General features: G+C 47.8%; 19 protein-coding genes. 2 read left to right on the forward strand and 17 right to left on the reverse strand.

Translation table 11 applies throughout. The features are described from left to right. Nucleotides 1-139 precede the first annotated feature (139 nt). The 7 genes from CB4_RS14655 to CB4_RS14685 form a co-directional block, all read right to left on the reverse strand. Nucleotides 140-712 carry a GNAT family N-acetyltransferase gene (locus tag CB4_RS14655; RefSeq protein WP_096467764.1) on the reverse strand — a complete coding sequence of 191 codons (573 nt, stop codon included), beginning with the start codon at nt 710-712 and terminating at the stop codon, nt 140-142. A 251-nt stretch (nt 713-963) separates the two neighbouring features. After that, on the reverse strand, nt 964-1,377 hold the full coding sequence (locus CB4_RS14660; RefSeq protein ID WP_096466503.1) for a DUF1842 domain-containing protein: 414 nt from the start codon (nt 1,375-1,377) through the stop codon (nt 964-966). 762 nt (nt 1,378-2,139) lie between these two features. Next, nucleotides 2,140-4,182: a DNA mismatch repair endonuclease MutL gene (mutL, locus tag CB4_RS14665; protein ID WP_096466504.1), complete on the reverse strand. Its 2,043-nt coding sequence runs from the start codon at nt 4,180-4,182 to the stop codon at nt 2,140-2,142. 12 nt (nt 4,183-4,194) lie between these two features. Further along, nucleotides 4,195-6,885, reverse strand: a complete 2,691-nt coding sequence (mutS, locus tag CB4_RS14670; RefSeq protein WP_096466505.1) for a DNA mismatch repair protein MutS — start codon at nt 6,883-6,885, stop codon at nt 4,195-4,197. 46 nt (nt 6,886-6,931) lie between these two features. Beyond that, nucleotides 6,932-8,389, reverse strand: a complete 1,458-nt coding sequence (locus CB4_RS14675) for a putative amidoligase domain-containing protein (RefSeq protein ID WP_096466506.1) — start codon at nt 8,387-8,389, stop codon at nt 6,932-6,934. A 90-nt stretch (nt 8,390-8,479) separates the two neighbouring features. Then, complete coding sequence (gene cotE / locus CB4_RS14680; RefSeq protein ID WP_096466507.1) at nt 8,480-8,791, reverse strand: outer spore coat protein CotE; 312 nt, start codon at nt 8,789-8,791, stop codon at nt 8,480-8,482. 720 nt (nt 8,792-9,511) lie between these two features. Continuing rightward, the gene (locus CB4_RS14685; RefSeq protein ID WP_096467765.1) at nt 9,512-10,984 is read right to left on the reverse strand and encodes an aldehyde dehydrogenase family protein; all 1,473 of its coding nucleotides are present in this window, start codon (nt 10,982-10,984) and stop codon (nt 9,512-9,514) included. 396 nt (nt 10,985-11,380) lie between these two features. On the opposite strand from CB4_RS14685, the gene CB4_RS14690 reads away from it, so the two are divergent. Continuing rightward, nucleotides 11,381-11,794 carry a hypothetical protein gene (locus CB4_RS14690; RefSeq protein WP_096466508.1) on the forward strand — a complete coding sequence of 138 codons (414 nt, stop codon included), beginning with the start codon at nt 11,381-11,383 and terminating at the stop codon, nt 11,792-11,794. Between the two features lies 1 nt (nt 11,795). On the opposite strand, the gene tnpB is transcribed toward CB4_RS14690, so the two are convergent. Continuing rightward, nucleotides 11,796-12,899 carry an IS200/IS605 family element RNA-guided endonuclease TnpB gene (tnpB, locus tag CB4_RS14695; RefSeq protein ID WP_096466509.1) on the reverse strand — a complete coding sequence of 368 codons (1,104 nt, stop codon included), beginning with the start codon at nt 12,897-12,899 and terminating at the stop codon, nt 11,796-11,798. A gap of 459 nt (nt 12,900-13,358) precedes the next feature. Next, nucleotides 13,359-14,900 (reverse strand): recombinase family protein, encoded by a 1,542-nt coding sequence (locus CB4_RS14700; RefSeq protein WP_096466510.1) that lies wholly within the window; start codon nt 14,898-14,900, stop codon nt 13,359-13,361. 54 nt (nt 14,901-14,954) lie between these two features. Between CB4_RS14700 and CB4_RS21655 the strand changes: the two genes are divergently transcribed. Continuing rightward, nucleotides 14,955-15,230: a hypothetical protein gene (locus tag CB4_RS21655; protein WP_146226664.1), complete on the forward strand. Its 276-nt coding sequence runs from the start codon at nt 14,955-14,957 to the stop codon at nt 15,228-15,230. A 450-nt stretch (nt 15,231-15,680) separates the two neighbouring features. On the opposite strand, the gene CB4_RS14705 is transcribed toward CB4_RS21655, so the two are convergent. From CB4_RS14705 to miaB, 8 genes are all read right to left on the reverse strand, one after another. Further along, nucleotides 15,681-16,898 (reverse strand): IS110 family RNA-guided transposase, encoded by a 1,218-nt coding sequence (locus CB4_RS14705; protein ID WP_096463496.1) that lies wholly within the window; start codon nt 16,896-16,898, stop codon nt 15,681-15,683. Between the two features lie 427 nt (nt 16,899-17,325). Further along, nucleotides 17,326-17,493, reverse strand: coding sequence for a hypothetical protein (locus CB4_RS21095; protein ID WP_157737995.1), 168 nt, complete (start codon nt 17,491-17,493; stop codon nt 17,326-17,328). Nucleotides 17,494-17,563: 70 nt separating this feature from the next. Next, nucleotides 17,564-19,297 carry a methyl-accepting chemotaxis protein gene (locus tag CB4_RS14710; RefSeq protein WP_096466511.1) on the reverse strand — a complete coding sequence of 578 codons (1,734 nt, stop codon included), beginning with the start codon at nt 19,295-19,297 and terminating at the stop codon, nt 17,564-17,566. 105 nt (nt 19,298-19,402) lie between these two features. Then, the gene (locus tag CB4_RS21100) at nt 19,403-19,558 is read right to left on the reverse strand and encodes a hypothetical protein (protein ID WP_157737996.1); all 156 of its coding nucleotides are present in this window, start codon (nt 19,556-19,558) and stop codon (nt 19,403-19,405) included. Nucleotides 19,559-19,705: 147 nt separating this feature from the next. Next, nucleotides 19,706-19,957 (reverse strand): outer spore coat protein CotE, encoded by a 252-nt coding sequence (cotE, locus tag CB4_RS14715; RefSeq protein ID WP_096466512.1) that lies wholly within the window; start codon nt 19,955-19,957, stop codon nt 19,706-19,708. Nucleotides 19,958-20,067: 110 nt separating this feature from the next. Further along, on the reverse strand, nt 20,068-20,226 hold the full coding sequence (locus CB4_RS21105; RefSeq protein WP_157737997.1) for a hypothetical protein: 159 nt from the start codon (nt 20,224-20,226) through the stop codon (nt 20,068-20,070). A 98-nt stretch (nt 20,227-20,324) separates the two neighbouring features. Beyond that, entirely contained in the window at nt 20,325-20,762 is a 438-nt protein-coding gene (locus tag CB4_RS14720) for a YlbF/YmcA family competence regulator (RefSeq protein ID WP_096466513.1), read from the reverse strand. Between the two features lie 5 nt (nt 20,763-20,767). Further along, a complete protein-coding gene (miaB, locus tag CB4_RS14725) occupies nt 20,768-22,291 on the reverse strand; it encodes a tRNA (N6-isopentenyl adenosine(37)-C2)-methylthiotransferase MiaB (protein WP_096466514.1) in 1,524 nt (507 codons plus the stop codon). Between the last annotated feature and the right edge of the window lie 25 nt (nt 22,292-22,316).

The following is a 22,316-nucleotide window of genomic DNA, read 5'->3' on the forward strand; positions in this document are numbered from 1 at the left end:
TGGACACTTCAAAAAAAGTCCCTTATTCGGGTTCTTTATATGAGGAAATGACGGGAATATCGGTATATTAGATTTTGTGACTCACCAACGTACAACAGTTCTCCAAATGGTGATATTTCCACGATTTCTTTAACAAGTGTTACTTCGTGTCCTGAATCATACACTCTCTTTTTAACAGCGAATACATCTCTAGGTTAATAAAGTTGCCTTTTACAAACTGGTAATCCCTCAGCAAACCTTCCTTTTGGAACCCGATTTTCTTCAGCAGCTTGATCGATGCTATATTCTCCGGCTCCACCAGGGCTTCCACACGGTTTAACTTCATCTGCGTAAAACCATAGTCCAACATAACTTCCAAAGCTTCTGCTGCGATTCCTTGACCCCAGTATTCTTTTCCAAGGTCATATCCGATTTCTCCCCGGCATCTTTCGTCTTTGACCCAGTTGTTGTAGCCACAGCTACCAACAAGCTCATTTGTTTCTTTCAACACGATCCCCCATCGTATCGCTTCTTTGTAACTAGCTAAATTGTTTAAGAGATCAATCATTTCTGTAGCCTGGCTCACATCCTGAAAAGCCGGGATATTCATATATTTTGTAACTTTCTCATCCGACCAAAAACGAAAAAGTGTAGGCGCATCATCCATACTCATTTTTCGTAGAAGTAATCGCTTTGTTTCTAATTGAGGGAATTCTTGAGATGTATGTGACATATAAAAATAAGTTCCTTTCCTTGTAAAAATGATTTTGAAGGGATAGCAGATGATATATCCATCCGTCTGCAATGTTTACTCATATATCACGAATGGACTTCTTCTCCCTCCTGCTTCAGATTAGTTTTAAATCTACAATTTAGAAATGAGAATGTAAACGGCCTATCTCATATCAAGCCAGTAAAATACAAATAAATCCTGACATACTACCCTATAAGGGAATATGTCAGGATTTTTATATGTGAAACTATCTATTCTATTATTTTCACAGGTGCATCTGAAATACGATGTACATTTCCATCTGCATCAAGATATTGATAATTTGCTACCCCTAATTTCCAATCTCCTTCTAAAACAATTCTGAACGTTAAAGTAGGAGAATCTGAACTATTGTTTACATCAGGAAGAATACTTTCTCGCGTCCCGTTACCCACCACCAAAATATGCGTATTATTTGGCATAACGGTCATATACGTAAAGTTCCCTTGTACATGATACGTATAGTCAATCGGTGGATTTACTGCTTGGGTAATGTGTCCAAGCCCACTCACCAATTCTTTTGGGGTACTTACGGCCAAATCGAGCTGAAATGAAGGCGCGCCTGGTTTATCACCTCCGATTTGATAACGGGCAAGAAACAATCCTACTTGTACATTTGCACTCATTACTTTCCCCTTCTTTCTCCGATTAATTATAAAATCACAAAAAAAAGAAACATGCAGTAATATACGTATGCATGACTAATGGTGCATTATTCCACCAAAAAATACCCAATAAAAATAACGTAGCCCTGTGTTCTCGATTCACGGAGAGCACAGGGCTACGTTTGTATTTCCTCGCTATTCAACTTTTCACGTTCTCCCTTCTTGCTTTAGTTTATATACCTGTACACCCCTAACGATCTTAGGAAGTGTCACACCTTCCTTCTTTCGTTATTCGACTGCTGTGTACATCGCCTTTCCCTATTTACCTGGAGCAAGCATCCATTGAATTTTACCCTCTGCAATCATCGTCATCACATCCATTCAGGTGTAGTGGGTTGAGTAGAAGATTGTCCACCTGTTGTTGGTGTAAAACAAGTATATCAAATATTCTAAATAATTAAAATAGTAAAACGAATCGTTTATCTCCTTATATCTCCACATAGCATCTTATTAATCCGTTTATCATCCATTTTCTCTCTTTTTATTTATTTTTACGCTCGCAAAATTGTTTAATCCTTATAATTAGAGCCCTACTACATGCCTATTAAAGGATGCCTCTGACCGCTTCGAAGCCTCCATGAATCAAGCCCGGCATTCGATTTAGCATACTAAAGGTGGTCAAGACGCTATATCCTCTTATTTTAGTTCCACAAAAAAAGCGTAAAACTCCAGTATTATCAAGGGTTTTACGCTTTTCATCTATTTGCATATGCACAAAGCGAGTTACATGACCCGCTTAAACATCTTCTCTATATCATACGTCGAAAAGTGAATGATAATCGGCCGTCCGTGCGGGCATGTGAACGGGCTTGTCGTCCGGCGCAGCCGCTCAATAAGCGCCTCTAGCTCCGCGTGATTCAAGTGACGATTCGCTTTAATCGCTGCCTTGCATGACATCGTAATCGCCGCTGCTTCCCGCAACTTTACCACATCAATCCCTTTGCGGCCCGGTTTCACAACCATCTCCACCATTTCATGAATGATTGCCTCTTCTTCCCCTTTTGGCAACCAGCGCGGGTGCGAGCGTACAAGGAAACTGTTCAGTCCGAATGGTTCAAGATGCACACCGATCCGCTCAAACCAGTCGCGATGTGCTTCAACCGCGCCCGCTTCCGCCGTTGTCAGCTCCAGTGTAATCGGAATCAGCAAATCCTGACTCTCCACCGCTTCTTCATGCAACTTGTTGAGGAAATACTCATAAAAGATCCGTTCCTGGGCAGCGTGCTGATCAATCATGTACATTCCGTCCGCATTCTGCGCAATAATGTAGGTGCCATGCACCTGCCCCACTGGATACATGTCCGGTACCCGTTCTCCTGTGCTTGGGGACTCTTCTACCTGATCCTCATTAGATTGCGCTTCATCCGGCTCATATTCTGCTTCTGCCATCTCATCCATTTCTTCGTCTGACGGCTCATCTATCGCAAGCGGTACCCCTGGCTCTGCTATGGAATCCGGCGAAGGGTTATCTATAGATATAGATCCCTGCACGGAATTTTCCACTGGCACGACAGGCTCAGTCGCAAACAACGACTGTTCGTACTCCTGTGCTGCTGAGTAGGAACTATACAAGTTGCCTGTACGACTTGCCTGCTCTGTTGCCACCTGACGATCCTCCGGAGAAGAAGTCTGACGCGGTTTGGCCGAAGTGGTCAATTCTGATGTTTCCGCCTGCTCCGGCACGAACAATGACCAATCCATCGAGGCCTGGAAGGATGGTGGCTTCGGAGTACGAGGTCCTTCACTTGAGCGGGTGCGGCCTGGCTCGGGAATAAGTCGTTCGTTACTCCATGCACGGCGTACTTCTTCCTCTACAAAGCTATACAGCTCCTGTTCCTTACTAAACCGCACTTCAAGCTTCGCCGGATGGACGTTCACATCAACAAGCGACGGCTCCATCTCAATCGCAAGTACGGCAATCGGACTGCGGTTAATCGGCAACAGTGTATGATAGCCACGCAAAATAGCGTTGTTGACTCCATGATTGCGCACATAGCGCCCGTTGATAATCGTCGACATGTACGAACGTCCGGCCCTTGTAATCTCAGGTCGGGCAAGATAGCCAGACAGCTTGTAATCGAGGGATTCTGCTTCAATCGGAATCATACTGCGGGCGATATTCATGCCGTACACGGCTGCGATGGCGTGCAGCAGCTTTCCATCCCCTGGTGTTTTTAAAAGCTGCTTGTCGTTGTGCGTCAGCACAAAGGATATGCCCGGATGCGATAGCGCCTGCCGGTTCATCACATCCGATACGTGACCGACTTCTGTATGAATGGTTTTCATATATTTGAGCCGAGCGGGCGTATTATAGAATAAATCCGTCACATGCACTTCTGTGCCACGCGGATGCGCGACAGGCTCCACGACTTCCTCGACTCCTCCAGCGATACGGATGCGTGTGCCACCTGTAGAGCCTGCTTGTGTACTTTTGATTTCCGTACGGGAGACAGCCGCGATGCTTGGCAGCGCCTCCCCACGAAAACCAAGGGTTCGGATATGCGACAGGTCACGCTCACGGATAAGCTTGCTTGTCGCATGCCGCTCGAATGCCAGACAGCAGTCTTCTGAGTCCATACCGCGCCCGTTATCGACCACACGAATGGACATCAGTCCGCCTTCTTCAAGATGCACCTCGATCCGTGTCGCGCAGGCGTCAATCGCATTTTCCACCAGCTCCTTCACGACCGAAGCGGGACGCTCCACGACTTCGCCTGCCGCAATCAAGTTCGCAAGCTGTGCATCCATTACTTGAATGTCTGCCATACCGTCACCCTCCTACACTTGCTTTTTCAGCTCAAATAAAAAGTTCATCGCCTGCATCGGTGTCATGTTCAACAAATCCGCTTCCTGCAATTGGCGCACAAGCTTCTCTTCAGCCTTCGATACCTTGCTTGCTACCGGAGAGGCAGACGATGCCGTTTCCTCAAACAGTGCAAGCTGTACCTCGGCATCCGACGCCGGTTCTGTAACTTCCGCCATACCTTCCTGTACGTGGTCTTCTGCTACAGGCTCTGGTGCAACAATGACAACCGGTGCAGCATCAGCCGTTGCTGGCAGTGCCATGCCTTCATAGCTGCTCAACAGCTCATTCGCCCGCTCGATGATTCGCTCTGGTAACCCAGCAATTTGCGCACAATAGATACCGTAGCTTTTATCTGCTGGGCCGCCAATCAGTTTACGCAAAAAGATAACCGTATCATTCAACTCATCGACTGCCATATGAAAATTCTGCAGGCGTGGCAGCGTCAACTCAAGATGTGACAATTCATGATAATGCGTGGATACAAGCGTTTTGCATCCCACTACGTCATGCAAGTATTCAATGACTGCCTGCGCAATCGACATCCCTTCCGATGTGGACGTGCCACGGCCTAGTTCATCAATGATCACAAGACTGCGTGCATTTGCGTTCGTGAGCGTCACTTCAATCTCTTTCATCTCGACCATAAACGTACTCTGCCCGCCTACGAGATCATCCGCCGCCCCAATCCGGGTAAAAATCCGATCTACAGGAGCAAGCGTAGCAAATTCTGCTGGTACGTAGCTGCCAAGCTGCGCCATAATCACGATGAGTGCTACTTGACGCATATATGTGCTTTTCCCCGCCATGTTTGGCCCGGTGATCAGCAGCATCGCATGCTCATGACTAAGCTCGGTATCATTTGGCACGAACGGCTCACCGCGCAGCACTGCCTCAACAACAGGATGTCGGCCTTCGGTAATCACCATCGGACCGTCCACTGTCATCTGTGGCTTCACATAGCGATTTTCCTGCGCGATGGCAGCAAGTGATTGAAGCACATCAATCGTTGCCACCTGCTGAGCCAGTGCCTGTAGCCGCTTCACTTCTCTCGCTACCGCCTCACGAATTTCCACGAACAGCTCATATTCAAGACCGGTACGCTTCTCCTCCGCTTCGAGAATAAGGGCTTCCTTCTCTTTTAACTCTGGTGTAATGAAGCGCTCTGCGTTGGCAAGCGTCTGCTTCCGCTCATACCGGTTTGGTGGCAATGTGCCCAGATTCGCTTTTGTTACTTCTATATAATAGCCGAACACCTTGTTATAGCCGACTTTCAAGGAACGAATGCCCGTAATTTGACGCTCCTGCTGCTCAAGCTCTGCAATCCACTGCTTACCTTCCCGGCTTGCGGTGCGCAGCTTGTCCAAATACTCATGATAGCCTTCTTTAATGAGGCCACCGTCTTTTAAAGCAAGCGGCGGGTCATCTGTAATGCCCTCTTCGATGATCTCCGCCACATCCAGGCAGGCATCCATGCCATCCGCAAGTTCGCGCAGCACATCTGCCTCAGGTGCGAGTTCGGCAAGTGCCTGCTTCAAAGCCGGAATGGTCGCAAGCGACGTTTTCAACTGCACGAGATCGCGCGCACTCGCCGTACCGTACGCGATGCGCCCGGCAAGCCGCTCCAGATCGTATACGTCCTCAAGCAGCGTCCGCAGCTCATCTCGCACCATCCAGCCGTCTATCAGTTGCTCAACCGCGCGTTGGCGTCGCTCGATCTGTACCACGCCAAGTAACGGCTTATCAATCCAGCGCCGCAACAGGCGTCCACCCATCGCGGTTACGGTCTGGTCAAGCAGCCAGAGCAAGGAACCTTTTTTTGTTTTATCACGAATCGTCTCCACCAGCTCCAGATTACGGCGGGTGAATGGATCGAGCACCATATATTCATTTGCTTCATAGAGCTGTATCCGATGCAAGTGTGCCAGGGAACGCTTCTGTGTTTCTTCAAGATAGGCCAGAAGCCCACGTATGGCTACAAGCATCGATTCCGTACACGTCCGCTCTCCTGCAATGTCACTGAACAGTGTGCCCAGTGCATCCTGCGGCCTGTCTGCGCCATCCAGGTTCGGGGGGCGTCGCGTTACGACTACATGATAAGGAGCGAGCCGCTCTGCCAGCTCCTCTCCATCTGTATCCGGTGCAAGCAGCACGATTTCAGATGGGCTATACTGTGTCATTTCGTCCAACATACCCGTAATGCCCCGCACTTCTGTCGCATAGAACTCCCCGGTAGAAATATCACATGCCGCAAGTCCGAGCAGACCGTCTGCCCTGTACACCCCAAGCAAATAGTTATTTTCCTTCTCTCCAAGCAGCTTGCCTTCCATCACAGTACCCGGCGTAATAATGCGCGTCACTTCTCGGCGCACAACACCTTTTGTCTGCTTCGTATCTTCCACCTGCTCACAGATCGCGACCTTGTAGCCTTTCTCGATCAACTGAGCAATATAAGCATCTACAGAATGATACGGCACACCACACATCGGAATCCGCTCATCCCCACCACCTGCACGGCCTGTTAACGTAATCTCAAGCTCCTTAGACGCCCGTACCGCATCCTCAAAAAACAATTCATAAAAATCACCCAGCCGAAAAAACAGGAATGCATCCTGATGGCGGGCTTTTATCGTTAAATACTGCTGCATCATCGGCGTATGTGTCATCCGTTTTCTTCTCTCCTGTACCGCAAAAGTCTACTAATCGGCTCTATTATAGCACACTGGGCTCATGCGTTCGATTCACGACGATGTCGGGCTGGAACGGTGGTAGCTTCCAGGCCATACGGATATCCGCATGCTCTTTCCATACCTCGCGGGAAGTCACCAGCTCCCGGAATGGTGCAATGTATGCTTCATACTCTTTGTATTCAGGAAGAACCGCAAGATCCTCCCACAGCTCTGCCACATACGGCACGAGCACCTCCTGCTGGCCCGCATAAAACGCATGATGCAACTCCGGAATCAAAAATAAGCACCGCAGCGGCAGCTGACGATACACGCGGGCAATGAGATGAGCCAGTGCCAGTACCCCCCGCGTAATACGCGGTGAGACGATAAAACTCGGCAAGGTCCGGTATTCGAATCCGCCGTGGAACTGAGCACGCATATCCCCAAGCTGCCCATACTTCGGACGCCGTGCCCGTGACGCTTCACTCTCTAGCATCAGCAGCGGCAGCGCAACATACATATCGAGTGCCCGTAGCAGTCTAGCATTGCAGGCAATTTCGCTAAAATGAATATGCCCACCAATCGGGTACCCCCGAAGCGGCATTCCCCCTGCTGCCCAGGTTAGATTAGATGTGCCAATCAATTGAATCCCCCGACGCATAGCGCGATATACATTGCGAAACAATCCCTGTACGGTATCCGCAGGTGCAGGTCGCAGCTCGGCAAGCGGAAACTGCCTTCGAGTCACATCTCCGCGCCACCACGCCCGATCACAACCAACGACGCCGTCTCTCGGAAAATAATGCGAAGCCATGGCTGTTTTCCCGGCAGGCGTGCGCAGCACGAATTCAATATCAGCACCAAGTGTCACCGTACGTGTACATGATGCCGTATAATCCGCCGCAAATGCCTCAACCGCGAGCTGGAACTTTCGTTTGATTTTGCCTACTTTCGGAAGCGTTGGCTCTACTGCAAATACCGCCAACTGTCCTTGTGCATTCACACCCGCATACACCGCGCCGAAATCAAGGCCAAGACTGTATACGCTGCGCACCGCATATGAAAGTAGACGACGAATGGTTCGCTGCCCGACATCCAGGGCAATCTCTTCATATGATTCTTCCGTACCAGCCACCCGATTATTCAGCCAGAGCCGGTGGCCACTCGCTTCATACAGCGCCAGCACCTCCTGCTGAAACACGATGGCCATATACCGGCGTACGCTCGCATCTTTTGCTGTGAATCCGCGTACTGTATGTACAGTCGGAATGCCCGCATCCGCAAGCATCCCAGGCCAGATCGCCCGATCCGCTGCATTTTCGATTGCTTCTCTTCCATTCAATACAGTCGTGTGTGATTCTTGGCACGACAGCCCACACGCCCCCCACTGCACCGTTACAGCAGGCCATGGTGCAGGCAGGTGTGTTCCGGATGGCCACGAGAAGTCAGATGCAAATAAGGCCGCTTCTTTTTCATCTTGATGCAGCAGGAAACATGTCATATGCAATACTTCCTTTCCAGAAAGATAGTTCAGGGAAAAAAAGAAAAAGGGAGGACGCTCCTCCCATGTTAGCTGTGCTGTATGTGCCGATTAATCCAGGAATGTGTCTGGATCAAGGTCGGCGAAGTCATCTAGTTCTTCGAATTCGTCCGTATACATCTCATCTTTTTCTTCGTCTCCGCATGAATCACAGATGACGATACACAGCTTTGTTTCTCCAACGATTTCAACCGCGTATTCACGCTCAACAGTGACAACGATTACCCCGTTACTTGACACCCGCGCTTCCACACAATTTGGTTCCTGCGTGACCCGCGCCGTTACTTCAATATCCCCGCGGCAGTTGCTGTCATAGTAGGAAAGCGGCACGACTTCAACAAACTTGACGGTTTCTTTCAACACTGTCGTTTCTCTGAAGGTGGGGTAATTGTAAAGGCTTTTGTAATATCGACAACGTTTGGTGGTGAGGGAGTAGGAGAAGGGATGAGCCGTTCGTTTGAGTACGCTTACAGGGAAGCCCTGACTGTCCGCTCCGAGAGCCCGACGAACTCGCCCGCAAAGAAAGGCCTACGATGTTGATTCGCCGAAGGATTGCGGGCAAAGGCCCGTTCGCCGTTCTCCCTCCGCTGAGTAGACGCGTACAGGCACTCTCTTGCTCATCCCTTCTCCCACTCCCCGCACAACGTTTCGGTTTACAAAAAACATGCAATGCCAGAATGCATTTGCTTGGGTCGCAGCCGACTTTTCGAAAAACAGCTTCGGTTCAACAACTCAAACATGCTTGACGGACTGATAAGCAAAGCCCAGTTGGACAAGAGAAGAGAGATGCAGGGAACGCCTTTACGCGTGTATCTCAGCGGAAGGGGGATGTGAGCGTGCCTTTGCCCATCCTTCCTCGTAGCCATACATCGCTGGCTTATTTGGATGGGCGAGCGAACAGCCCCCTGGAGCGGACAGTTACAGCTTCCCTGCCACGCGTAACCAAGTGACAGGTAGCTCTCTTCTCTTGTCCACCTCCAAGCTTCTACTTATATCCAATCCGTCAAACATGTCTTTTCGGCTAAAACGATAAAAGCAGGGGCTATCCTATGCGCAGGATAGCCCCTTTCAAAAATAGCTTATTTAGTTCTTGAACCAGCCAACCGGCTCGACTTGCATGTTAATATTAATCTGCTTCACTTCTGTAAATTCTTCAAGGCCAAACGTTCCGAGTCCACGACCGATACCGCTCTGCTTGTAGCCGCCCCATGGTGCTTCATTGTATGTCGGGTGGTAGCTGTTAATCCATGTAATACCGGAGCGCAGCTTCTTAATCACGCGCATTGCTTTTGCTCCGTCCAGTGTGAACACGCCGCCTGCAAGACCGTATACCGTTCCGTTCGCCAGTTCAATCGCTTCGGCTTCATCTTTGAACTTCTGAACCGCAAGTACAGGTCCGAAAATTTCTTCCTGTACAATGCGCATATTTGGCTTTGTATCAACAAAGATCGTCGGCTCAACGAAGTACCCGTTCTCAAAACCGTCTTTTGTAATGCGATTTCCGCCGCATACGAGACGCGCTCCTTCTTGTTTACCAATCTCGATATAGCCGAGTACTTTTTCCATATGCGCCTGGCTAACAAGCGGTCCCATTTCTGTGTCAGGATGGTCGCCTGCTCCCACTGTAATCTGCTTCGCACGCTCAACAAGACGCTCCACGAATTTGTCATGAATGCTTTCTTCTAACAACAGACGAGAACCTGCGGAACATACTTGCCCCTGGTTGCAGAAAATACCGAACAGCGCATAGTCTACAGCTGTCTCAAAATCTGCATCCGCGAATACGATATTCGGAGATTTACCACCGAGTTCGAGCGAGATTTTTTTGATGTTGCCCGCAGCCGCCTTCATGATACTGCGACCCGTTGCCGTACCACCTGTAAACGATATTTTATCAACAAGATGGCTCTCAGCCAGTTCATTGCCAACAGTCGGGCCTGCGCCCATTACCATGTTAATTACACCGTGCGGAATGCCCACTTCTTCAATAATTTCAAACAGCTTAATCGCTGTAACCGGCGTTACTTCAGATGGCTTGAAGACAACCGTGTTTCCCGCTGCAAGAGCCGGAGCAATTTTCCATACACCCATGAGAAGCGGGAAGTTCCACGGTACGATTAGCGCACATACACCAACCGCTTCGCGGACGACCATTGCCTGCATCGGGTCTGCTACGTGGTATGTTTGTCCATCTGGTTTTGTTGCAAGACCTGCATAGTAACGGAAGCAAGCCGCCGCATCCGCCACATCGAATTCTGCTTCACGAAGTGGTTTGCCGTTATCAAGCGTTTCTAAGCGGGCAATTTCTGCTGCATATTCTTCAAGCTTATCTGCAATCGCGAACAAATAGCTAGCTCGCTGTACAGCCGGCATTTCAGACCAGCCACCTTCATCAAATGTACGACGCGCTACTTCAATCGCCCGGCGTGCATCTTCTACATTCCCTTCTGCTGCTTTCGCGATCACTTGACCGTTCGCCGGGTTCACGATATCACGTGTTTCCCCACTTTGTGCATCTACCCATTTTCCATCCACATACATTTTCAGATCGAGCACTTGTGTTACTGTTGACATATCGATTCCTCCTTATAATTACTAATTTGTACGGCACCATTTCATTTCATCGCTATGCTCCTGTTCTAGAATGAACGAGGAAAGCAAGTATCAGGATAATCACTTTTCCCTTACCCTTCCACATTTCAAATTATTGCAACTATTATGCCAATAAAAATTCCGCGTACTATATGGGCGTATGCATTCATTCGTAACTTTTCGGTATTCATTTTTGAATTATATATTCAAAAATGAATAGCATTGACTTATAATTACGAATATTTTAGTTTATGAAAATTTAGTATTTAGTTCTTCTTCAACTAATGAGCAGATAGTTGGAACGAAAAACTACCCAATATATGTAAATTTATGATAAAATCACACAAAGGGGGCTATGATTTGAAACGAGTATTTCTAATAATTTCATTGAGTGTATTTTTAATAACAACTGGATGTACTCCCATTAATAAAATTAGTGAAAAAGAGATGAAAAGTGAAACTGAGATTAGTCCAATAAAAATTGTAGAAAATAGCCCAGTAACTACCCATATTGATAATAAATGTGATTTTACCTATCTTGAAGGATTGCCAGAGGATAAATTAAAGAAGTACAACCTTTTTTTAAAAGATGGAAATACTGATCACTTAACAGACTTCACACCAGAACAGATTGTCTTACTCTATATGAACTTAGTATTGGAGCTTGAACACTCCCCCCACTTAAAAGTGGGGAATTCCTGGCTCGTCCACTCTACTGAGCAGAATTGTACGATAGTACCCCAGGCTACCCCCGTGTGTCCCACGGTTGGTTAGATTATATTTCTAACAGTCTCAGTCCTTCTTGCAAAATATTGATCGCGGCATTTATATCCCGATTATGGTGTGTATGACATTCAGGGCAATCCCATTCACGTAGGTTCAGGTTTTTTACATCCTGGTTCCGGTAGCCACAAGCTGAACACAACTGACTCGATGGGAATGTCTTTCCGACAAAGCAAACCGTGCGACCATACCAGTTTGCCTTATATGTAAGCATGCGGCGAAACTCTGACCATGAGGCATCTGCGATTGATTTAGCCAGCTTGTGATTCTTCTGCATATTTACCACCTGCAAGTCCTCCAAGCAGATCGTTTGGTTTTCACGAATCAGCGTAGTGGACAGCTTTTGCAGGAAGTCCATGCGGCAATTGGTTATTTTCTCATGTAGACGAGCCACCTTAATTCGGGCTTTGTTCCAGTTAGAACTGCCTTTTGTACGTTTGCTCATGATACGTTGAAAGCGTGCCAGTTTCGTTTCATATTTTCGCAGATACTTCGGATTATCGAACGTTTCTCCATTTGAGAGAATGGCAAACTTCTTGAGGCCGAGGTCTACTCCGACCTGGCTATCTACTTTCGGTAATGGTTGAATTTCTATTTCACATAGCACCGATACAAAATATTTGCCGGATGGATTGCGGCGAACAGTAGCAGACAGGACGCGACCTTCTACTTCCCGACTTTTGGCGAAGCGAATAAGCCCAAGCTTCGGAAGTCGGATATGTGTTCCTTCGATCCGAATCGCTTCCTTGTTGTTTGTGGTATTGTACGATTGCCTGCGATTCTTCCGGCTTTTGAATTTCGGATACCCCGTTTTCTCGTTGAAAAACGTTTGATACGCCCGGTCCAGGTCTTGCAAGGCGTTTTGCAGTGCCGTAGAATCCGGCTCTTTTAGCCACGTTATTTCTTTTTTTAGTTGGGTCAAAAGAGAAGAGCACGCCTTGTAGCTTAGTGTCTTTTGCTCAGTCTCATACATTTCTTTCCGTTTCGCCAGGAAGTGATTGAACACATAGCGAACACAGCCGATGGACTTGTTGATGAGTGTTGCCTGTTCCTCAGTCGGATAGATACGGAATTTGAAGCCTTTATGTTTGATCATATATGTTTCACCTCCTCCGTTTCTATTGTACCTGACCGTTTAGGGAGAAAACAGTCGGACTTGTGAGAAGGCAAATCGCCTTCCCTGGTCCGAAGCCGATTCATCCCCCACTTTCGCTATCACTTAGAAGTGGGAGTCTTCTCGGCTGAAATGATAAAGTTGATAAAATATATGCTCTAACCTACGATAACAGTCAGCTTCCTTCCCTTGATCAATTCATAAATGAATACGACGATTATTTATCCCAATATTTAAATGACGATTATTTGAAATATCGATTTTATGATTCCATTTCAGTAGATGAGAGAACAAGAAAAAAGGAAGAGAAAAATAATTTATTTCATGTAGCGTATACAACTAACAGGGGCGTTAGATTAGGAAGATAGGGAAATCCTTTATAAGCAGGGGGTTCCCTATCTTTTATCAAAATATCAATCGTAACATTTAACACAGCCCATTTTAATAACTGAACCGCAAGCAAAGATGCGTTACGGTGTTCCGGTCATACACTTCTACTCTTTTTACAAGTCGATGGAAGAAGACTCGCAGCGTTTGATGACTTTCCGTTCCTACAAGGGCATGTCGAAAGGCGAGCACCTCTCCAAGCGTGTATACCTGATTTTCTGTCTGTCCGCTTTCAATCATCTGTTTTTGTATCCTCTTCATCTGCTGCGTAACAGCATCAATCCGATCTTTAAGTCCAGCGAGGAGCTCGCGTAGCATATCCGGTTCAAGCAGGTCACTTGTAGCTATAATGTTCATCTGTTTTTTCAATAGCTTCTTCCGTTCTTCCTCAAGCGCTGTGTATTTATGTGCAAGTTCCCCGCTTTTTGCCTTTGCATATGAATGAATGGGATGTGAGTCCTGAGCCCGAGCCAATTCGTCCATCAATAAGCGAAACACCGCTTGCTCCAGTTCTTCTGCCGGAATCGGCTCATGCACACAAACCGCTCTGCCGTATTTATGATTTTGACCGCATTTATAATAGCGATAGCGGTACTTTTTCTGCCCTGGCTTTGTTGATTGGATCGTCACCATTCCTGCACCGCACCGCGCACAGTATAGAAGACCCGCAAGTGGGTACTTTACCCGGTTAGATGGCATTCCTGTTTTCGTACTGCGTTCGCACAACAACTCCTGGGTGCGATTGAACAGGCTCCGATCAACTATCGCAGGATGCGCCTCCTGGACGATAATTGGATTGCCAGTTTCGATATACTTCCGGTTTTTTTTGACGAGATTTTGATTATCATCGTATACACGTTCGAGTTTTGTTCGCTTCACGCCGTATACGACATCCCCCATATACACCGGATTGCTGAGCATTTTGCGGACAGTCGCCTGCTGGAAGCGATTATTCCGGGTGCTCCGGTAGCCATGCGCGTTAAGCCGTTCCGCAATGGCAGGTGTTCCGAGGCGGTCATGCACATAGGAATGAAAGGCGAGACGTACCGCTTCTGCCTGCGATTCATCAATTACAAGGTGCTGCGTGTTTGGATCACGCCGATAGCCGAACGGGACATGGGCTGACGGCCATTTGCCAGTGCGCGCCTTCTCTCGGAAGCCAGCAGACACCCGACTGCTAATACGTTCGGATTCGACTTCTGCCATAAAGTTGCTAATCTTGAACAATAGCTTTGACTCCGGTCGCTCAGAATCATACCCATCGTGTGACTTGATTCGTACCCCGGACGCTTCGAGAATGCGGACGATTTTCAAATTTTCTTCCTCATCCCGCCCCATCCGGGTAATCTCTTTGAACAGCACAACGCGGAATTTCCCTGCTCGTGCATCCTCAAGCAGACGTTTCATTGCCGGGCGCTCCAGGATGGTCGTATAGTAACCGCTGTAGCCTTCATCGACATACAGCAAGTCGTCGGCTGCTGCATACTCTTCAGAAAACATGCGGTGCATGTAATCTTTCATCAGCGAAATCTGGTGGTCGATCGAATCTCCTTGCTGGTCCGTAGAAACCCTGGCATAAATCGCAACCGGTATCATCCATACATCCCTCCGACTCACATGCTGTACGATGATTCATCCGGTACTATGTGTATGCACAAGTGGGTTGTACGTATTTATGTACAGCCTTTTGGTGTAGATTTTCCCCAACGTATTGTGAAGGAGCGGGATCGGGCGGGGCCTCGTCACTTTGGTACGCTTACGAAGAAGTTGGGACTGTCCGCTCCAGGGGCCAGACGAACTCGCCCACAAAAGGTGCCTGCGATGAATTTTCATCGAAGCATTGTGGGCAAAAGCCCGTTCGCCTGGCCCCTTCCGCTGAGGAGTCGCGTACAGGCGTTCCGTTGCCCCGCCCGATCCCGCTCCTGACACACAATTTGGATGAAATCCCTCAAGTATAATCAAGAGGCTGAGCTTTGCTACGCAGATAAAAATAAAGGAAACAGGCTTCCAAAAAGCCAGTCAAGATCGAACACATCCGTTCTGGTGTCGAGTGGGTTTTGATAAACCAAAACGTTGTGTGGGGAGTGGGAGAAGGGATGAGCAAGAGAGCGCCTGTACGCGTCTACTCAGCGGAGGGAGAACGGCGAACGGGCCTTTGCCCGCAATCCTTCGGTGAATCAACATCGTGGGCTTTTCTTACGATTAGTCAAGTGAATCATAATGATTTTGAGTGATTATTTTGTAAGTAACAGGGGGAGGAAGCGGAGAGAAAATAACAGGTTTCACAGAAAGTATGGATGTTGACATACCAAATAAACCTAGGGTGTTTTTATTTTTTGCTAGGTTTATTTGGTATATGGTATGATAGAAATTGCATTATGATCTGGTGGCACACTGGTACTCATAGTGCTGATTGTGTGTAATAAGGTAGAAGAGGCACTTCAAGAGCTTATTTACACAAGCGATCGACGCAACTTTATGACACTTGTTATAAGGTTGCGTTTTTACTTTGTCATAGTACTCAACGAGATGGTTGTTCCCGAAACGACGCTGTTTAATCATATTCTGAATGACAAGGTAAAGCAGTTTACGCAGGTGCTTGTTTCCGCGCTTATTGATTTTATCCTGGAAAAAGGTTTTACCGGACTGGAACCGTCGGATATCAATCCCTGCAAAGGCGTTGAGCTGTTTCGGATTGTCGAAGCGGCGGATGTCTCCGATTTCGGCGAGTAAACGCACCGCTGTATTTACCCCAATGCCCGGAAAGCTGAGAAGAACTTGATAGTCCTCTCGATGCATGCTCATTTCCTCCATTTGCCGAATCAGAGCTTCTCGTTGGCGAAGAATCTCCAAATAACGTTTGACATAGATGCGTAGCTGGTCACAAAGAACATCGGTTGCGGAAACCGCCGGATACGAGTTCTGTGCGGCTTCAAGCAACTGGATGGCTTTCTTCTCAGCGGTACCTGCCGATAACTTTTTGTCGGTACTCTTGAGAATCCGGTTTCTGATTACGGTTTTGGAAAGACCGTTCACGAGATCGGGATGTGGAAATAACTGAATGACATGTAAACAGAGCTCCGATCGGCTTGTAAAGATCGTTTCCAGTTCGGAAAAGGTCAGTTGAATGACTTTATGCATCCGATTGCGAAGAGTAGAAAGTTCTCCGTCTAATTCTTGGTAAAACCGAGAGAGAGACTTTAGCTGCTGGAAGAAGTCATTGGGTACTTCTTTTTCTCTTCGAGAGACCGTGAAATGAGTCAACGCCAGCCGATGAGCGTCACTTCGATCCGTTTTATGCATCCGCATAGAAGCGGACTGCAGTTTGGCTTCAAGCGGGTTTAACAGGCAATAGGTGTACTGATGATCTTGCATAAAGCGTTCCAGTTGTCTGGAGTATACGCCCGTAGCTTCGAAAACAATGGACGGTTGTTCCCCATCTTGCTCGATCAGCTTCTCCATGCAGGCATGCAACCCTTCAAAATCGGAACGGGTATGCCGGATTTCTCCTTCAAACTCACAGTGCCGGTCGGCATTGTACACCACCCAATAGCTCTTTCCCATACTTACATCAAATGCGACTACATGTTTCATGGTTGTTCTCCTCCTGATGTTCGTTGTAGAAGCCTTCACGCATCCTTATCGATTCCCTTTTCTTATACACGATCTCAATGGATCCAACATACTGAAGCTGATTCAAATAAGGGCAGTGAAGTTGGCCTGTTTCTTTGACGGATTCAAGATCCCGAAGCCCACTCGGCCTGTTTCTTCACTTCTACCACAAAAAAATAGTAGCACAAACCGTGGCCTTGGTCTGTGCTACTAATCTTAGTATGTTTCTTTGCGGGCGAGTTCGCCAGGCTCCCGGAGCGGACAGTCACCGCTTCCCTGCAAGCGTACTCAAGCGAACGGCTCCTCCCTTCTCCCACTCCCTCACCACCACACGTTGTCGATATCACAAAAAGGCTATCCCGTTCGCCATGCTCTGGCTTTTGGGACAGCCTCTGTCCTTAGATCGTTCTTATGTGTTCTCCCCCTCGTCTATCCTCTCCATGACTTTATCTACATTTTCACCGAAAACCACCTCTACATCACTTCCGAATTTCTCTTCATAAAAAAGCTGAATCTGCTCCCTAAAGTACACGACAATCGGCTCATCCCCATGCTCCACCTGCAAAATGCGGATCATCTTCATCACCCGCTAGTATATATATGAAGCAGATTAAAAGCACATATCTTGTACTCACTTAATGGTAGGTTTAATTAAAAGTAAATTTCCCTAACTCCCCTCGCAAATGCTGCGAGATTTGCGCCATGTCTTCAGCATTTGCCGCAATCTCCTGTACAGTTGCCGACTGTTCTTGTGCGACCGCGACTACCTCCTGTGCAGCCGACGCCGCCTCTTCTAGAATCTCTGTAATCTCCTCGATATGCGCAAGCACATTCTCTACGGTCAACTCAATCTCACTAAATGACTGCGCCATCCCGCGTGAATCTTCTTCTTTGTCTTTCATGCAGGCTGCCATCGCATCGAGCGCATGCCCACCTTCATGCAAAAGCTCGATCTGTTCCGCAACGGCCTGCTCACTGGCCCGCATGGATAAAACCGTATGATCCATCTCCGACAGAATCACCCGCACAAGCTCGGTGATTTGCCGAGCTGCTCCATTTGACTGCTCCGCAAGCATCCGTACTTCATCGGCTACCACAGCAAACCCTCGCCCATGTTTCCCCGCGCGTGCCGCTTCAATCGCCGCATTCAGCGCTAGCAAGTTCGTCTGGCTAGCAATGCTCGTAATGACCGTTACCATATCACCAATTTGCGAAGATCGCTCGGTAAGCCGATCCATCGTTTCGCATGCCTGCCCAACAGAGTTTGAAATCGCCGGCATATGTTCCACTGCATGCCGAATGGCCTGATGACCCTGCCGGGAGATGCTTGCTGCCTGCTGTGTCCGGTGACTATTCTGCTCTACCTGCTTTTTGCCCGTGCCGACCACATCGCGTGCGTGCTTCATCATTCGAACAATGTCACGTGCCCGTTCGTTCTGCTGCATACTTCCGTCCGCTACTTCCTGAATCGTATGCGCGACTTGCACAGAGTTTGCTTCCGATTGTTCAGTAGCAGCAGATAATCGCTCCGCGTCTGCTGCTACTCCGTCCACACTCGTTTTGACATCGCGTAGAAACTCAGCCAATGTAGCCTCCATCACCTGAAAAGAGTGTGCCAGCCTGCCCACTTCATCTCGCTGACTAGCTGATACCGTCACATTTGGTTTCATTGGCGTGGAAAAATCACCCGCCGCAATTTTCTCAGCGGTTTCTGTCACGTCCTGTAACGGGCGCAAGCTTCGGCGGACCAGCCAGGAAAACAGTGCCGTCGATATGAGCACAAGCACTACACTTGTCAGCACAAAGGTCGGGATATTTTCCATAATTATGCCCTGAACAAGCTCATTCACAAATGAAGCACTCATATCCATTTCTAACACGCCAATCACCTGGCCCGCTTTATCTCTAACCGGTGCTACTGCAGGTAAATAATCTCCATATTTCTCATCATGCACTAGGTGCATACGCAGCGTCTCTCCCCGCATCACAGCCGCCACCTGCTCAGTACTAAGCGCGTCTGTCGACTCACCAATCGGGGATGCAATATTCGAATTCTTCGGCTGTCCGTCCAACAAAATACGCACCTGATTATTCCGCACTTCAACCGTCGTAATGTACAAAGCCCCTGTTTTTTCACGTATATCATTCAACTCACGACGTAATTTCCAGTACGTCTCGTCTTCGACCGGCTGTGCGAGAAACTTCTTATACGCTGCTGTGTCCACATATTTTGCTGTATTCTCAGCCATCCGGCTGCTGTATTCCGCCACCGTCTGCTCCACTGCTCTACTCACACTGCGGTATGAAAAAAACGCGCTCATTCCTACTACAAAAATAATGAGCGATGCAGACAGCAGGAATAGTTTCCGTCGCAAACTCATCAATTCACCAGCTCTCCTCTTTTATGTGTTTGTGCACAACATTATTCAGTTCTGCATACAAGAGAAAGCCAGGCACATACAGCCTGGCTTTCCTCCTTCTATTATTCATTCCTGAATGAACAGATTGTCTCCATCTTCTGTATGAAAGGAGTCGTCATGATACGTTTCTACCATGATCTCGCGGCAGTTTGTACACTCCGCACGGTTTCTCTCCCAGCTAACCAACTCATTACCGCAAGAAATGCACTTATCTTCTGTCATCCTTACCCTGCCTCCTTTATATTTGCTAGGATGTCTGCATCCCAAGCATTTTATGCTTGCTTATGTACAATGCACATAATGTGCCAAAAATAAAAAGAAGCCTGCCATCACTTCGGACAGACTTCCACTTCTATACACGGTATACAATTAACCTCCCTTCACATCTGTGTTGTTGTTGTAAGAATACCAGATGTTGACTTCATACGATCCGCTTACCTCGACAGTTTCTCCGATTTTGTTCGCCCGATATGTGTGATTAATCACCCAGGCACCCAGAATCGTGACTGCTTTGTGGGATGGGGTAACGGTGTGAGTGGCTTCGGAAAACTTACGACCGCGGCCACAAACCGCTTTCGTAATAATTTCCCGGCACTGCACTTCTTTATTTGTACTCGACATGTGGCTGTTACCTCCTCCATACAGCATTTCCCTACATGTGTATGCAGGGCGTTCATCACGGGTGCAGCCCTCTTTGTCTATCAGACCGCCCACATTATGAAGCCCCCAAATCAGCGCCTTGACTGATAATCCATAAGTATGCAGGGCATACGCCGTGGGTGAAAGCGGAGAAAATGGGCATGCGCCCGATTCACACCTGTTTGCTTCGCATCAGCGACAACTTTCTCCAGTTTATCCACATCAGCAATCAGTTGATCGCACAGTTTCACAATTTTATCTCTTTCTTCCCAATAAAAAAGAGCGAGGATTTTGTCCTCACTCTCATGTTACAACTATGTCTACTATTCTATCCCACTGTATGAACCGTTCATTCCAGGTGGGGAACCACCTTCGAATATCCGATTTCATTGTATAACGGGTCGCCGCCTGTAGAGACAATAATGTGCTCTGAAACTTTACTTGCAATCGCACTTGTTACCATCTGCAACAGCTCATTAATATCAGCCTGTGACTGTCTGAATTCCACCACAATCGGAATCTGATCTAACTCATCCTGCAACGCATCAATCTCCTGTTCAAGTGCCGGAATCTGATCGTCCTTGCGGTTATGCTCAAGCGTTACAATTCGCTTCTGCTTCTGTTTAATTTCTGCAATCAGCCTCTGTACCGTTTCATTCGCATTAATTTTTTTCTCCGCCTGCTTGAAGCGTTCCACTTCTTCTGAGTCGGCAATCAGTCCTGCCAGGTCGCGTGCCTGCCCGAGAATCGAATCATAATCAAGTGTATGTTCCTTATTCTCTTCCATTAGCCTTACACCTCTGCTTTTGCGGTAACTTCTCCGTAAAGTATCCATGTCTGCGGCTCTGTAATCGTCACATGAATCAATTGACCAATCATCTCTTTTGGTGCAGTAAAATGAACAATTTTGTTAGTCCGTGTGCGCCCCATGAGCACATCCGGGTTGTTCTTGCTCTCACCTTCTACGAGCACTTCCACTACCTGACCGCGCAGGTTTTCATTTTGCTCACGTCCAAGACGGTTTACCAGACTAATGAGACGCTGCAGACGATCCTTCTTCTCCGCTTCCGGCACATTATCCTCCATACCAGCTGCTGGTGTTCCGGAGCGTGGCGAATAAATGAACGTATACGCAGAATGGAAGCCGACTTCCTCAACAAGAGACATCGTTTCCTGGAATTGTTCCTCCGTTTCACCTGGGAAACCGACAATAATATCTGTAGTAAGCACGGCATCTGGAATCGCCGCTTTAATTTTGCGTACGAGCTCCATATACTGCTCGCGCGTATATTTACGAGCCATCCGCTTAAGAACTTCCGTGCTGCCAGACTGCATTGGTAAGTGGATGTACTCCATCAGGTTGCCCTTTTTCGCCAGTACTTCAATCAGATGGTCATCAAAATCACGCGGATGACTTGTCGTAAAACGAACGCGCGGCACATCAATCTTACGTACATCATCCATTAAGTCACCGAAGCCATATTCGATATCCGTGAAATCCTTACCGTATGCGTTGACGTTCTGCCCAAGCAGAAAAATTTCTTTATAGCCCTGGCGTGCTAGATCGCGTACTTCTGCAAGCACGTCTTCTGGACGGCGGCTGCGCTCTTTGCCGCGTGTATATGGCACGATACAGTACGTACAGAACTTGTCACAGCCGTACATGATGTTCACCCACGCCCGCAGCCCTTCTTTACGCACTTTCGGCATGTTTTCCACGACGTCTCCCTCTTTGGACCATACTTCAATGACCATTTCTTTATTGAAGAACGCATCACGAAGCAGAACCGGCAGGCGGTGGATGTTATGCGTGCCAAAAATCAAGTCTACATGCGGATAGCTTTTGAGAATCCGATTGACAACGGCTTCTTCCTGCGACATACAGCCACAAACGCCCAGGATCAGCTCCGGCTTCTCCTTCTTCAGTGCTTTTAGCCGACCGATCTCGCCAAACACTTTGTCTTCCGCACCTTCGCGTACCGCACACGTATTGAACAAAATCACGTCTGCTTCTGCTTCCTCCTCGGTCTCTGTGAAGTTCATTGCCTGAAACAGACCAATAATCGTTTCGGTGTCATGCTCGTTCGCTTGACAGCCATACGTGCGGATCAGGTACGTACGACCTTTTCCTAACTCCTGCAACTCTTCGGGAATCCCTTCGAACTCGTTGTATTCAATGCCATTCTTCGTACGCTTCTTCGCGTCTTTCAGGCTCGGTGCTGTTCCTGAAAAATATTTACTGTAATCTTTCTCCTTCTTCGGAGCGGATTTTAAGTCCACGGAAGAAGCGGAATTATTTTTTGTTTCGTGTGTCATACTAACCTCCATACAAAATGTGATG

The sequence above is a fragment of the Aneurinibacillus soli genome (assembly GCF_002355375.1).
Classification (GTDB): domain Bacteria; phylum Bacillota; class Bacilli; order Aneurinibacillales; family Aneurinibacillaceae; genus Aneurinibacillus; species Aneurinibacillus soli.